Consider the following 14,854-nt stretch of genomic DNA (forward strand, 5'->3'; position numbering starts at 1 on the left):
TGGCCGGACAAAAAAACTAACGGGCGACACTCTACCAACAAAGATTTCCCACGGGCACAAATGAACGGCTTCGCGAGAAAATAGAATCAATAAAATAAGCTACGTTGGACAAAATGTAAGTAAATTGACAGACCCCTTGCACAAGAAACTATGGACGATCAACTAAAATCATATCGCCAACCACTGGTAACGGCAACTGGAATAATCTTAGGATTCCTACTTAACTTTGCATCTGACTTTGTAAAAACAGACACGCAAAACAGCTCATCAGCCTATTTCATTGGAATTTGTATTTTGTCCGGGGTGGTTTGTTTGATAATTGTTTTAAGCAGAGTTCTACGGATGCGATATCCAAAAGATAAAGCAGAAGGATACTATAATAAAACGCTGAATTATTTTATTTTTGGGGTTAGTATTTCATTTGTTGGGGTGACAATAAAAATGATTGAACACTTTAATTCTTAAAAGAATCACAAACAAAAATAACCTACACTTTAACAGAAAATATGAAAAAGATAATTTACCTCTCGACATTTATATCAATACTATTATTTACAGATACACGGGCTCAAAAACTGGCAGAGCCTTCCACAAATGTAATCCTAATTAACAACGTCCAAATCTTTAATGGCAAGGAAGAGAAAACTATTGTTGGCAATGTCCTCATCATTAATAACCTCATCAGCAAAATTTCAACAACACCTATCTTAACCAATAAAAATGGTAACACAAAAATTATTGATGGCAAAGGAAAATTTTTGATGCCCGGATTAATTGATGCACACACCCATATCATGTTTGCTGGAATAACGCAACAAGTAATTATGACAGCGGACATTGGTTTTGTAAACCTAGTAGCCGGCAAAACTGCGGAGCAAACTTTGTTAAGAGGTTTTACATCAGTACGTGACTTAGGTGGACCTGTGTTGGGTCTTAAAAGAGCAATTGACCTTGGTATTAGCACTGGCCCTCGCATTTGGCCGTCAGGAGCCTTCATTTCGCAAACTGGAGGGCATGGAGATTTTCGTTTACCGAATGAAGTACCTCGCCTGTCGAACACGGGACCCAGCTATGCAGAGCGAGTGAATGCCGCCATAATTGCGGACAATCCAGATGAGGTGCGCAAAGCAGCACGTGAACAACTAATGTTAGGTGCTAGCCAGCTGAAACTGATGGCGGGTGGAGGAGTAGCCTCTTCCTATGATCCATTGGATGTAAGCCAATATACTGAAGCCGAATTTCATTCTGCCGTTGAAGCTGCTGAAAACTGGGGCACTTATGTAACGGTTCATGCATACACACCGAAGGCCATACAAACTGCAATTGCAGGAGGAGTGAAATGCATTGATCATGGACAGCTTGCAGATGATGCAACGGCTCAGCTCATGGCATCAAAAGGTGTGTGGTGGAGTTTACAAGTATTTCTTGACGATGAAGATGCAAACCCTCAACCGAATCCTGAAAACCGAAAAAAGCAAATTGAAATGTCCGCTGGCACTTCGACTGCGTATTCATTGGCAAAAAAATATAAAGTAAAAACAGCGTGGGGCTCGGACTTTTTATTTGACCCTACGGCACGGGTACAGCAAGGAAAACAAATTGCTAAAATGGCAAAATGGTACACTTCGTTTGAAATATTAAAAATGGTAACGGCTGACAATGCCGAACTTCTGAATATGGCTGGTAAGCGCAGTCCCTATCTGGGAAAATTGGGCGTAATAGAAGAAGGCGCATTAGCTGATATTTTGCTAGTGGATGGAGATCCACTAAAGAACATCAATCTAATTGCAGAACCTGAAAATAATTTTGTGCTGATTATGAAAGATGGAGTGATCTATAAGAATACGATAAAGTAAACAGATAATTAAAAGATTGAGCGATGCTGAAAACGTTGTATACTCCAGACAATCTATCAATGTATACAGTAGGTTGTTTAGCGTAGTTTAACATGAAAGCAGACTCTAAGCATTGAACAAAAAATCATCATCATTTCGCACGGAATTCTATTTGTCGAGCAATAGGTGGTGCACCAATAAAAAACGATTGGTATGATTCCATTCCCTTCCCTTCATTGCTGATTTGCATTGCGATGAATAGAAACTTGTTGAAAAAAATTAACTAAGGCCATGTAGATGTGCACGCATGCAACAAGCGAATATGGCACTTCAAGTTTTCACCATTGTAAGCATAGTACCGGAAGGCATTAATATTAGACAAAATGATGGCAATAGCGACCAGATTGCGTTGTTAAGTTTTGCACAGCTACGGCCTGTTCCCAACTGGTTGCTAAAGTATTAGCAAGGGAGAGACAAAACCAAAAGAAATTCTCGATGTATTAAAATCGGCAGCGCCAAACTGTTGGGTAGCGTATGGAGTGTAGTCATATACGCGTTGAACATACGTGGCAAAGAAACGCAAATTCACCTTTTCAAATGGATAATATTCAACGGTTGGATTGATTCCCAGTGAGGTTCGTAAATGCGAATTCCCTTCTACTTGCTGATTGCCAAACCAATAAGCATTACTCATCATCCCTACCACTTGAAAACTCCATTTGTCCGCTAACCGATATCTCAGTTCAAGCCAATGCTCCACATACCGAACATCAAGTGCTGCATAAGGATTAAAGCTATCGGGCACAATGCTAGTGACGATACCCGTTCTGTCAATATCCTGTGCACTCCATTTAAAATCATAAACGATGGTCAGCTTTTTTAAATTTAACTGATTACCCAAAGCGAGGTAATTCATCGTTTTTCGTTTGGCCTCCAAGAACACACTGTAAGACCACAACGTAGTAAATTTCCCTTTCCCGAAATTACCCCTCCAATTTCCCACAAAAGCTGCGGGAAATTTGGACTCGTCCACGCCAGGGATGGAGCCGTATAATTCAGCAAATGTTTTCGTGCGCGAGTTCAGAACTTGAAAAGTATATGCATGTTTGGGAGATGAAACATATTGAGCCTGCATTCCTGTTAAGAAGTTGTCGGAGTTTTCTATCAAGTCATTATATTCAAATATTTCCACAGGATTTTGATCAAACTCATAGCCACCCCAGTCGGCACACATTTTACCAAACTGAAAATTCCATTTGGGCGAAGCATCAACTCTAATAAAGGCCAAATCTACCGAGCGACTAATTACATCTCTTGATTGTGGATCAGGCAGCCGTGTATACCGGTCGCGGAATCGGAAGTAAACCTTATCACTTACTTTGCCTTTGATTTCCAACCGAAACTGATTCATTGCAAAATTGGACTCCGAATAATTACCGTTTGCAAAGCGATTATACTGGTTAAACTGCATGTTGGCCAGCACGTCAATATCATTTAACAGCTTAACCCTATCTGTAGAGATGAGGGCGGCATGATTTCTTGCAGTACTGTCGTATTGTTTCTCTACTTGTGCCAGGCTAGGAAAAATTCCAAAAAGCAACACCACTTGCACGAGTATCCCGTAGCTACCTTTCATAACAGTCAGACTCAATAGGTGTAAAAGAACTCTTGAATTTTCCTGCGATCTTTAGTTTGTGTCAATGACAACATTAACAACACTCGCGCTTTTTGTGGCGAAAGATCATCGGAAACAACGGTGCCCATTTCATCTTCCTTTGCATCATTTTCTAAAACCACTCTGCCAGTCGTTGTCCGGCTTGCCCGTACGACTGCTATCCCTGATGCCGTGGCGCGTTTAATGGCTTCCTTATAGGCTTTATTAAAATTTCCATTGCCAACACCTGCAATAACTATCCCGTCCACTTTTTTCGAAACCAGAAAGTCAATCATATCGCCTGAAGCATCGGCATACATATAAACGATATCAACGCGTGGCATAACCGTAGCGTTGGTAATACTAAAGGGCAGCGTAACATTTACTTCGCGCATACTCGCTAGGTAAAATTCAACCTTTCCATCATACACCTGGCCGACTGGACCCGTGTTTGGCGAATAAAAAGCATTCACTTTAGTCGTACTCATCTTCATTACTTCGCGTGCATCATAGATGCTTTCGTTAAAGCAAACCAGCACTCCCTTTCCTTTTGATTTGGGGTTTGCCGCTACCGTTATGGCATCATACAAGTTTTTTGGGCCGTCTGCATTAACTGCCGTGGCTGGTCTCATAGAACCCGTAAAGACAACTGGCTTTTCTGACTTAATCAAGAGATCAAGAAAATAAGAAGTTTCTTCTTGGGTGTCGGTGCCGTGCGTCACAACAATTCCATCGGCCAGGTTCTTGCTAAATATTTCGTTGCACCGAACTGCCAGTTTCTTCCAAATTTCAATTGTCATGTCTTCGCTGCCGATGGCTGAGATTTGTTCGCCACTTATGTTAGCTACTTTTTTAATCGATGGGATCACGCCAATTAAATCTTCAATCGGCACTTTGCCAGGCTCGTAATACGCTCGGTCAGTGCTGGTTTGCTGTCCGGCTATGGTGCCCCCGGTTGCCAGAATAATGATACGTGGAAGTTGCTGAGCGTACAGGTCAGCACAGTTTAGTAGAATGATAGCAATGATTAATTTTTTCATAGAATTTATTATTTATTTAATTTTTCACTATTGTCCGACTAAAATTTTTAAAGGGCGTCCTTTTTAAGGTCACCCTTTATGGTTACGTTTAGTTACCACACTTCACATAGCCATGAATAAAGGTAAAAAATTTGTCGGACAGCCGATTCTTTCTCAAATACTTTCTTGCATATCCACGGATATTATCAAGCAGTCCAGCAAGCAACATCGAAGCAATCGGTATTATAAACGTCTCCCAGTACGAGTTCATCTGGTAAGTCTTTTATACGGTGTTTTCAGTTATTGTAATGGCCTTCGGGAGCTTTGTGAGGGCATATTGGCCTGCGAAGGAAAGCTGACACATCTTGGTTTCGATCAGGCTCCCGCTCGTAGTACGCTATCCGATGCAAACAACAATCGCAGTTATCTGGTATTTGAAACGATCTACTTCAAATTACTCAAGCAATATCACAGTTTTATCTCGGACAGCCGGTTGAAAGGTCTCAGTATACGTAACTTGAAAATCATAGACAGTACTACCATCCGCTTGTTTAGCGACATTCTACGAGGAGTTGGTCGTAATCCGCTGGATGGTTCACGCAAGAAAGGTGGTATCAAAGTGCATGCCTTGATGGATGCCTTTTCAGGTGTGGCTGAATTTGTAAGAATGACCGAAGCCAAGGTACATGACCGTAAATTCCTCTACCACATTAAGTTACCGGCCAATAGCTTTGTCGTATTTGATAAGGCGTATAACCTGTATCATCAATTTGTAAAGTGGACAAATCAAAAAGTATGGTTCGTAACACGCATGAAAAGCAATGCCGTGTACCATGTCACCAAAGTAATTATCGACAACACTCAAAGGAAAAATGCAAAGGGTGTTCTCAAAGAGCAGTACGTCACAGTGGGCTACAAAACCGCAGAGCAGACCTTGCGATTAAAACTCAGACGGATTACTTTCAAATCCGATGATGGCAAAGTGTTCATCTTCATAACCAACAACTTTACGCTACCCTGTGCGCAAATCGCTTTGATTTACAAGTGTAGATGGATGATTGAGCTCTTGTTCAAACAAATCAAACAAAATTTTCCACTGCGCTACTTCTGGGGTAACAGCGAGAATGCGATTAAAATACAAGTGTATGCAGTGCTCATAGCTCAACTATTAATGGTCGTTATCCGCAAAAAAGCACAGACTAAAAAATCATTTGCCAATATGATTACTGTGATACGGCTACATTTGATGAGTTATGTTGCCTTGTTCGATTTCATCAAAGATACGTATACCGCTTGGCGAAAAAGCAGCGACCCTCCTTTGTTCATCGCGTAAGGCAACTACCCCTAAAAACGAAGCGTCATTTTAAGACCTAATTCCCCTACGGAAATATGACTTTTTAGACTAGTTTAGTCGGACAAGAATGATAACAAAACTTTGAACTACACGTCAACCCCGCCTGGCGCAAATATATTGTTGCCAGCAGTAGTATGAAACTCAATCTTCTTTGAAAGAATTACCGTCAGCGTATAAGTCGAAGTCCACTGATAAATTCAAGTCGGCAAGCCGCTTAACTGTTTGTCGGTCGATGTGCGGTCCACCAAACATTCCGTTGCCGTCATGAAATGTCATTGCTACTGAAATTCCACAGTCTGCTTTGTCAACGAGTCTTTTGATTCCTTCTTTGTCTGTTTCAAGCAAGTCCAAAAGTTTTACGAGTTTATCTTCAAACTCGTCAGGTTCTGGATTAGGTTCAAGTCCAAAAGAACTAAATGAATAATTACTTTTTCCAAATTTCCTTGTGTCCCCTTTGTTCCAACCGTCAGTTGCTTTAAGAGTCGTCATGTATGCTAAGTCCGATAAAGTCAACTGTTGAGAAGTAGCTCTGAAATAAACTTGGTTCTTTGACTCTGTCCCGATACTCTTAATATTTAAGTCTTTCTTATTGTCAAAATAGATTGCCATAAAAAACGGCTCGTCTTTCACTGGCAAATAGGCAATAACTGTCCCGTCAACTTTGTCGGTGTCAATCCTTTCAATTTTTGGTCGCCCACTAACAATTACTATATCGTGAACTTGCAAGAATTGCTCGGTCACACCCCAAGTCTTGTCGTTGATCTCTTGTCCAACTTTTATTGAAACTTGCTCGTCAAACATACTATTGCTGGCAACGTTTGGCTTGTGGCAGGCGGGCAAATAAAAACCTTCGCCCTTTCCCACGTGATAAAGATAAATAAAGAACTTCACACTTCAATGACGCACAGTCCCGCCCGCTTGCCACAAGCTTTTGTTGTGTGCAGGGCACCTCAGCCGTTAGTTGTCCCACGTCACCAGTACTAAATTGTTGATGGCACCGTCTCCTCCAATTTGTCGGCCGCGCATTTGTCCGCGAGATTTAGTAAACGTCCACCGAGAATGTGATTAGTCAACGCTTACTGATTTCGCAGTCCAATTGAAAGCGCAACAAAGAAGTAAATCCAAAAAGCCACGTTAAGTAGCCCTCCTAATATTAATCCCCGTCCATAATTTCTCTTTGTCTTTAAATTCCGGCTACCCAGAATTATTGAAACAACCGTTAATATCAATGGTGAAATTGTCGCACCTAGCATCTCTTTTGAAAAAAGTCCTCTCGCTAAAAGGGAGATTGAATTGATTAAAAAGAAAGTGATAACCCCAGTTATTGTAATCTTAATATAATTTGGCCGATTGTTTGAATTACCATTCGTCATCTGTCAGAATCATTTAATTGTCTGGCACCGCCTTGCACACAACGTTTAGGCTTGCTGCAGGCGGGTGATTAAAACCTGCGCCCTTTCCCATATGCTAAGATAAATAAAGAATCACACACTTCGATGACGCACAGTCCCGCCCGCTTGAAGCAAGCTAATGTTGTGCGCTGGCTGTCTCCACCAGTTCCGAAGTTTCGTGAATAGCGTTTCGTTTGGATTTTTGTTTATAATTAAATTAGTCCAATTTATCGCCATCTTATTATTTCTTGTCCGTGAGTGTCTAATGGTTATGTAAACTGAAAGAAGTATTGTCATTAATCTAAATACATTGGCAGTTGTCCCACCCAATGCATTATGAGCAACGTCAAAAATATACCAATACGCATTCATAAGAAAATGTACACCTATGGAAATCCATAGATTATAATCCCACTCTGCATAAAGCCAAGCAAACCAGAGTCCGCCAAAAAAAGTAACAGCAAAAATTCCGAGTGCCTGCGAAATGTCGTTAGCTTGATGTAAATGTATAAGTCCGAATAATAATGCCTCAACAAATTCCGCAAGAATAATTCCCCATTTAGCACGTCTAAATAGTTGTCCAAACAAAAAACCTCTAAAAAGAACTTCCTCACCTATACTTGCCAAAAGGCAATAAGCAATTAACTGGTTAATAGGCAGACTCATTTTAAAGAAGAACATATATCCAATTAGCATTGGAGAGCACATCAGGAAAGCAATTCCAAATCCAATACGAAAGTTACGCTTTAAACCAAGTTCAGCGATTGGACTATGATTGCGATGCAACAATGCTGTAATTATTATTGGGAGAGTAATAAATATTAAAACCATTCTAACGGAATAGCTCATTTCATCATTTACAATAAATCCAGTTACAAATTCCCGCGTAGTACGGAATGATAATATGGCAATAGCAAAAGTCACTAAAACTATAGCTGAATGTTGAATTCGCTTTATCGTAATAATTTTATTCATAGTCTTGAAAGGTTTTAAAATAATCGTTTTTATCAATACGCTTTTGATAAATTAAAGTTCCAAACTTCTCACCTGTCGGCTAATTCTTATTCTTTGCATAGCTTGCGCACAACGTGAATATTTGCGATCGGGCGGGAATTTGAAACTGCGTCCTGTCCCCAACACCAAACGGAATAAAGATAACAAAACTTTCAACTACACGTCAACCCCGCCTGGCGCAAATATAGTGTTATGCAACGTTTTCTCATTTTGAAAAATAATACCAGTTTTCTTTTATCTTTTCTAGTTCTCCAAACTGATTCCTTAAGTTGAAAATATTCTTTGTACTATAGATCAAACCGGTTTCTCCGTGCATTGCCGAGACGTCCCAACGATAATTTATAAGTAATGTATCACGTTCGCTCCGAACGATATCATTGATTCCTAAACTCTTCATTTTATGAATTATGTCAAAGACATGCGCACTGTCCAAATGAGAGTTAGTTAAGTCCAAAATCTCGTTGATTTTCATGTACTTGTTTTTAGAACCGTCCTTATAATATTCATTATAAAAACCCAAGTCAGGCTCTTGTCCATAAGTCCTTTTAATAAAGTTTATTACAATGCCATTGATAACAATAAAGGAAGTGTCTGGCAATAATGCAACGTTCTTTAAGCTATCCTCAGCATTAATTGCTTTATGCAAATCTTGAAATTCGATTTTATTAATAATGTCCTTTATCTCATACTCTTTACTCGAACATGAAAAAGTCACGACTGCGATTAGTCCGAAAAGCATAAAATGTCTTGCAGTCATTTGATTAGTATTGCGTGTCCCAAAATGTTGCATAACGTTTGTGTTTCTTCAGTGGTGCGGTTTCGAAGCCGCGTCCTGTCCCCGACACAAAACGTTGAACGAAGATATAAACTTTGGGCTACACTTCACCGCACCATTGAAGAAACATTTTGTTGTGGGCTGGCTGGCTATTCACAGGTCATTTACAATTACCTGTCCCCGTACCCATTCAATCATCTGAAGTTTTTTAAAGTCAAACCACTTCTGTCGGTAGAGTCCAGAGTTATCAATGTCAAATTTAAAGTTTGCAAATGGTTTGGGTCGTCTTAATGCCTCTTCAAGTCTGTCATGCACCGGTACGTTGTCGACCGTATCTATAAATTTTTCCATTAGTCGAAATGATTCATGGCTGTCCATTTTTTTAATTTCCACATAACTGTCAAAATTGTTTTCGATTTCTTCAGTTGCCTCGTCCCACCATTCTGAGTCGCAGTCGGGATTGTTTATTGTGTCGGGAGTCGTCACAATTGTCTTTTTACCCTTGTGAACAAAACACCTTAATCCAGAGTCCAAGTTGTCTGCGAGTTCGTTTATTTGTTCGTCAGTCATTAGTTGTCTGAGTTTTCACGCCAGCTTGCCCACAACGTGAGTATTTGCGTTCGAGCGGGGCTTCCGAAGCCGCGTGGTGTCCCCGACAACGAACGCATTAAAGATACGAAAACCTTGGATTACGCGTCAACCCCGCTTGACGCAAATACATTGTTGCCAGCATGTGCCATTTCTAAAATCTCAATTTGTGTCGGTCGCAATACCAGTTTGGGTCACAGTCGGTTATTACGCAACCTCCTAGATAAACTTTACTTCTATTCGCAATTCTAAAGGTTCGCCTTGTTGGAAGTCCATAGGAAATTGGAACAATTTTGTCCTTGTGCGTCATAATTGGGCAAACTTTTGTGTTTCTCGTCAAATTATATTGGCAACTTTTAGGTGGGTAATTGATTGAAAGGTTTGTAAACGGTTCACCTGTCACAGTGATGATGAACGATGTGTCATAGTATGCGATATGATGTAAACTAACATAGTATTCCCCCTTTTCATTTAGAGTCAAGTAGAATTCAAGCTTGCTATTAGTCACAGTCGAGAAAGTCGAATCTTTAGAGTTGCTGATTTTTGTCGCGGTGATGAAAACATTGGTGTCAACAAATATTTTGTCAGTCCAGCTAATTTTTCCTTGAATTTCTTGTCCAGCAAGGTCAACTGAGATTAGGCTCAGTACTATTATTAGTCGTCCAATAGTTGAGTGTCTCATTTTTTTTGGCATTGCTGGCAACGTTTGTGTTTGCGCAGTGGTGGCTTTTCGAAGCCGACACTGTCCGCGTGGGCAAACGTTGAACGAAGATAGCACTTATAGCTTACACGTCACGCCACCATTGCGCAAACATTTTGTTATGCACATGTGCCGCAGTCACCGTACCTAAACCACACGGATGCCAGTGCTTTGGTTGAGTGTCGGCATGTGTGGCACTGGCATTGGTGTGGTTATTCAGAACGCAAACTCTTTGTCGGGTTTACCCTCGCTGCTCTGAACGCTTGCGAACCGACCGTAAGCCATGTAATAAACAAAGCAACTAAGCCAGCAACAATGAAATACCACCATTCCAAAGATATCCGATAGGCAAATTTGTCCAACCATGCTTTTGATAAAAAATAGCCAATGGGCAACGCAATGATCACTGATGTCAAAACCATTTTAGTAAAGTCAACGGAAAGTAAATAGACAATACCGAATTCAGTCGAACCCAGAATTTTTCGAATCCCAATTTCCTTGGTTCGTCTTTCTGCTGTGAATGAGACAATCCCGTATAGTCCCAGACATGATATAAGTATTGCAATTCCTGCAAAGTATAAGGCCAAATTTGCAACTCGTTGCTCAGACCTGTATAATGCCTCATAGGAATCATCTAGAAACCTATATTCGAATGGTATTCCCGAATTGAAACTATGATAAAGGTCCTCTATTTTGGCAATAGCTTCCCTTTCCATTCCAGATTGTATTTTGATAATAACATTGTCCCCTTTGTTTGAACCCAGATTTTGCAGTAGAACTATCCAGTCAGACTTAGTGGCAGGTTTATTTTTTGGACATTTGAGAATAATCCATCATACCATTGCCTTCTTTTGAGTGGGACGGACATTTTCAGTACCCATTTTTGGGCTTCCTGCTCCACCCAACTTCCAACTGCAAAGCAGTTGAACCTTAATGTGGAAAGCTTGGGCTGTGGCTGTTTTTGATGGGTTATTTGGCGGAACAGGCTCATCAAATTATAGGCTACCATCACAAAGCGCATAGCTGTTTCAGTAGCACAAAAACTATCCATGCAAAAGCCTTCTGTACCGAAATCTTCTTTCAACTCCTTGATCCTGTTTTCGGCATCACCCCTGCGCTTATATTGTTCCCATATTTCTGTTGCCGGCAGGGCTTGGTTAGTGACAAAGGCATGGTACCTTTTGCGGTACACTTTTTCGTCCGCTATGCCCACGCTGCTGAATAATGTCTTGAGCTTCTTACCCGTTGCCCTGGCCCTGATTTCTTCACTTTGTTTGATGACCACAATCCTACGGGCTTTGCCCCAGCCGCCTTGCTGGTAGTTTATTTCCGATACCCATAAGCCTTCGCCTATCGCATTCCATTGGGTGATACCATAAATGCTGGCTTGTAAATTGGCATACAGCTTACAGGCAATGACGTAGGGGATATTTCTCTGCTCAATGAAATCCAAGACTGTACCGGTACAAAACCCACTATCGGCCCTGAACAACCCTACTGTTTTGTTTTTGAGGATGGCAAAGGTCTCTTCTAAAAAATGGATGCAGTTGCTGTTGCTCCCTGTATTGCCGCTGCGGTTCCAGCAATTGGCCACCATGCGTATGTCATTGACAAAAGCAAACAAGGGATGATGGCTGCCACGGCCAGGCTTCTTGGGGTTGTACCCTTTTTTGCTGCCTTCCTGTTCCCCGTAACGGGTGATCACACTGCTGTCCATATCCAACGTGTAATTGTCGAATTGGATCTGCTCAAAAAACCACGTGTACAGTTCAATGAAAATTTGGTGGTTCATTGAGGGCGTAAACTTTTTAAAGAAACGCCCGAAGGTGGTCCCCGAAGCAACCCGCTTCCATCCAAATATCTGGCGCAACACTTCATCAACCCGCACCACCGCTGTGTGACTAAAACGAAAGCAACCAATCCAGATGCCCACCCAAAAACTCTCTATTATACCCACGGCATCTATCCGGTTGTTACTCTTGCTCTCAGGCAAACCAAGCTCGGCCAACTTCTTGCTGATCCCAGTTTGGTCAATCAATATTTTCATCTCTTTCATCCCGCCCCACGCTGTTACTAATTTATCGGTATAGTGGTGTTCCATATTCAAATATAAGACACCTTGTCACTATTTCATTCTACTGCAAAATCTGGGTTGAATAAGAAAAAAAGAAAGGCATTACCTTTTCATATAATGATTCGAAGTGAAAATCTTTAACGATGCCAATAATGTGTACTTGTTTGCCCCATCGCTTGACGGTTTTACCTATTGGATCTTCAAGTCCCATTGCTTTAATCGCTGTCTCATTGAAGATCACTGCTGAACTGTCAGAGCTAAAATTAGGGGAAAATGAACGCCCTTCAATTATTGGCACACCCATTATCTCTATTAAATCGTGATCAACCTCAAGGGTCGCAAATTCGACCCTTTGTGTTTTTCCTTCCCAATCAATACCGCCACCCTCACCGTGGTTCTCCAACAAATCGCCTTCCATATCAGATGCATTGATTACACCTGGGATATTCTTTGCAGCGTTGATGAACGATGGTAAATTCACGTTCAATCCTCCTTGCCGTTTAAATGAGATGATATTGTCTTTGTTATATCCTAGGTTTTTGGATTGTACGAAATTGATTTGTTTGTAAGCAATCAAAACGGAAATAATTAAAAGAGTTGATATGCAGAATTGGAATATCACCAATCCTCTTCTAGCCAATACTTCTCCAAGTGTAGTATTCAATTTACCTTTTAAAACTTCGGAAGGTTTGAATCCTGAAAGATATAGAGCTGGATAGCTGCCAGATATAAGTCCTGTAGTTAGGATTATAACCAAGATACCGCATAACAGTTTCCAGTCCCAGTTAATAGTAAGGTCTTTGCCAGCCATCAAATTAAACTGTGGAAGCAACGAGAAGGCAATAGAAAGTGCTACAATCATGGACAAAAATGTCAACACCATGGATTCTCCCATGTATTGAAAAATTAATGCTTTCCTGTCTGCCCCAACAACCTTTTTTATGCCTACCTCTTTCAACCGTCTGGATGCACGGGCTGTAGATAAATTCATGAAATTAATACATGCTATTAGCAGGATAAATAGTCCAACTATAGAGAAAATTATGACGTAGGAAATTCGTCCACCGGTTTGTACTCCATTTTCATAATGATTGAAAAGGTATTTGTCTGAATATGGTCGGAGAAAAAGCTGGCCGACCCACTTCAAATTCGCTGTTCCATATTGCGCTTTGAATTTTTCCTTTACGAAGTCCTTTATTTTGGCATCGAACTGTACCACATCAACACCCTCCTTTAAAGTGAGATAAGTATGAACAGTATTACTGTCCCAATGGGCATCCATTGCATTCTTTTCCAAAAACATTTCATTAGTTCCTATGAAATCAAAAGATTCTGATGATTCTCTACTTTTTTTAAAGCAGCCACTGATAATGTACGTGTCACCAAATTGTTCTTCATTGAGAATTATCGATTTTCCCATAGAGTTTTCAACTGACCCAAATAGATTCTTAGCTACTTCATTTGATATAACAATTGAGTATTTATCATCAAGGACATGATCTTTATCTCCATGTGTAAGTTGAAATGAAAATATGTTAAAAAAGTCTTTTCCAGCAAATTGTCCCTTTGCTTTAATGCTTTTTTCGTCAGTAGATAATAACCCGTTTGGAATTGTCTCTGAGACAGGAACGATATTCTCTATCTCTGGCAATTCTTCTTTTAAGGCTGGCGCTAAAAAATCTGAATTATTGTCAAAAGTTACAATGTCATTTTTGTCTTCTGTAACATTTCTCATAACCTGATACAAACGGTCATCCTTTTCATGAAATCTGTCTGTCGACAACTCATTAGATGTCCAAATGTAAATTAGAAGGACGGAAGCAAGACCAATTGAGAGTCCCACTACGTTGATGATAAATGAGCTCTTATAACGTTTAAAGTTTCTGAATGAAAGAATCAAAGCATGTCGGATCATAGTATTTAGGCTTGTGTTCAGTGTTTCGTTGTCAACAATGAGGCCAAACGATCTAGGTCAACAATTTAGAATAATTTCTCCTGATGGATGTCCGTAATTGGAATCCAATTGTCCGATTACATAAATGTTTCTCATGTCCGCCATTCTAATTCGAGGTCGAGGTTGGGAAGGTTGGCTCTTTTGCTTGCTTTGGTGTCGCGGTGGAAAGTGCGGCAAGCAAAAGTGCCAACGTGGGTCGCTACTCTGTCCCGCGGCATTGTGCATAACGTGCAAATGTTTGCGTCAGTGGCTGGATTTAAAAGTAAATAATTGTCGAACGAAATAAAAACAAACTATGAAAAACAAAACTATGATTAACGATTTACCCAGCCATTGCGCAAACATGGTGTTATGGGTTAGTGCCGCCTTGCACAAATTTAAGGCACGGATGGCAATGCTTTGGTCGAGCGGTCGCAAGCGTGGCATTGCCATTGGTGCCGATGAGGATCACCTATTGTATTTAAATGTAAAAGAGGACCCCTTATCGTATGTGAAT

The 14,854-nt window shown here is 40.6% G+C and carries 13 protein-coding genes; 4 read left to right on the plus strand and 9 right to left on the minus strand.

Translation table 11 applies throughout. The features are described from left to right. The first annotated feature begins 150 nt into the window (after positions 1–150). The 3 genes from KA713_00990 to KA713_01000 all read left to right on the plus strand — a co-directional run bounded on the left by KA713_00990 (position 151) and on the right by KA713_01000 (position 2,298). A complete protein-coding gene (locus tag KA713_00990) occupies positions 151–465 on the plus strand; it encodes a hypothetical protein (GenBank protein ID UXE67210.1) in 315 nt (104 codons plus the stop codon). 224 nt (positions 466–689) lie between these two features. After that, positions 690–1,856, plus strand: coding sequence for an amidohydrolase family protein (locus KA713_00995; GenBank protein UXE68990.1), 1,167 nt, complete (start codon positions 690–692; stop codon positions 1,854–1,856). A gap of 301 nt (positions 1,857–2,157) precedes the next feature. Next, positions 2,158–2,298: a hypothetical protein gene (locus KA713_01000; GenBank protein ID UXE67211.1), complete on the plus strand. Its 141-nt coding sequence runs from the start codon at positions 2,158–2,160 to the stop codon at positions 2,296–2,298. On the opposite strand, the gene KA713_01005 is transcribed toward KA713_01000, so the two are convergent. Both KA713_01005 and KA713_01010 read right to left on the minus strand, forming a co-directional pair. Beyond that, positions 2,287–3,471 (minus strand): hypothetical protein, encoded by a 1,185-nt coding sequence (locus tag KA713_01005; GenBank protein UXE67212.1) that lies wholly within the window; start codon positions 3,469–3,471, stop codon positions 2,287–2,289. The genes KA713_01000 and KA713_01005 overlap by 12 nt on opposite strands. An 11-nt stretch (positions 3,472–3,482) precedes the next feature. After that, complete coding sequence (locus tag KA713_01010) at positions 3,483–4,529, minus strand: asparaginase (protein UXE67213.1); 1,047 nt, start codon at positions 4,527–4,529, stop codon at positions 3,483–3,485. A gap of 112 nt (positions 4,530–4,641) precedes the next feature. Between KA713_01010 and KA713_01015 the strand changes: the two genes are divergently transcribed. Continuing rightward, positions 4,642–5,841, plus strand: a complete 1,200-nt coding sequence (locus tag KA713_01015; GenBank protein UXE67214.1) for an IS4 family transposase — start codon at positions 4,642–4,644, stop codon at positions 5,839–5,841. A 162-nt stretch (positions 5,842–6,003) separates the two neighbouring features. Here KA713_01015 and KA713_01020 read toward each other — a convergent pair whose 3' ends face one another. The 7 genes from KA713_01020 to KA713_01050 all read right to left on the minus strand — a co-directional run bounded on the left by KA713_01020 (position 6,004) and on the right by KA713_01050 (position 14,247). Then, on the minus strand, positions 6,004–6,753 hold the full coding sequence (locus KA713_01020) for a DUF4279 domain-containing protein (protein UXE67215.1): 750 nt from the start codon (positions 6,751–6,753) through the stop codon (positions 6,004–6,006). A 593-nt stretch (positions 6,754–7,346) separates the two neighbouring features. After that, on the minus strand, positions 7,347–8,228 hold the full coding sequence (locus KA713_01025; protein UXE67216.1) for a CPBP family intramembrane metalloprotease: 882 nt from the start codon (positions 8,226–8,228) through the stop codon (positions 7,347–7,349). A gap of 244 nt (positions 8,229–8,472) precedes the next feature. Continuing rightward, positions 8,473–9,057, minus strand: a complete 585-nt coding sequence (locus tag KA713_01030; protein UXE67217.1) for a hypothetical protein — start codon at positions 9,055–9,057, stop codon at positions 8,473–8,475. Between the two features lie 138 nt (positions 9,058–9,195). After that, complete coding sequence (locus tag KA713_01035; GenBank protein ID UXE67218.1) at positions 9,196–9,612, minus strand: hypothetical protein; 417 nt, start codon at positions 9,610–9,612, stop codon at positions 9,196–9,198. A gap of 930 nt (positions 9,613–10,542) precedes the next feature. Further along, the gene (locus tag KA713_01040) at positions 10,543–11,046 is read right to left on the minus strand and encodes a hypothetical protein (GenBank protein ID UXE67219.1); all 504 of its coding nucleotides are present in this window, start codon (positions 11,044–11,046) and stop codon (positions 10,543–10,545) included. 62 nt (positions 11,047–11,108) lie between these two features. Further along, positions 11,109–12,431, minus strand: a complete 1,323-nt coding sequence (locus tag KA713_01045; protein ID UXE67220.1) for an IS1380 family transposase — start codon at positions 12,429–12,431, stop codon at positions 11,109–11,111. Positions 12,432–12,465: 34 nt separating this feature from the next. Beyond that, positions 12,466–14,247, minus strand: a complete 1,782-nt coding sequence (locus KA713_01050; GenBank protein UXE67221.1) for an ABC transporter permease — start codon at positions 14,245–14,247, stop codon at positions 12,466–12,468. Positions 14,248–14,854: the final 607 nt, after the last annotated feature.

Source organism: Chryseotalea sp. WA131a (assembly GCA_025370075.1).
GTDB lineage: Bacteria > Bacteroidota > Bacteroidia > Cytophagales > Cyclobacteriaceae > ELB16-189.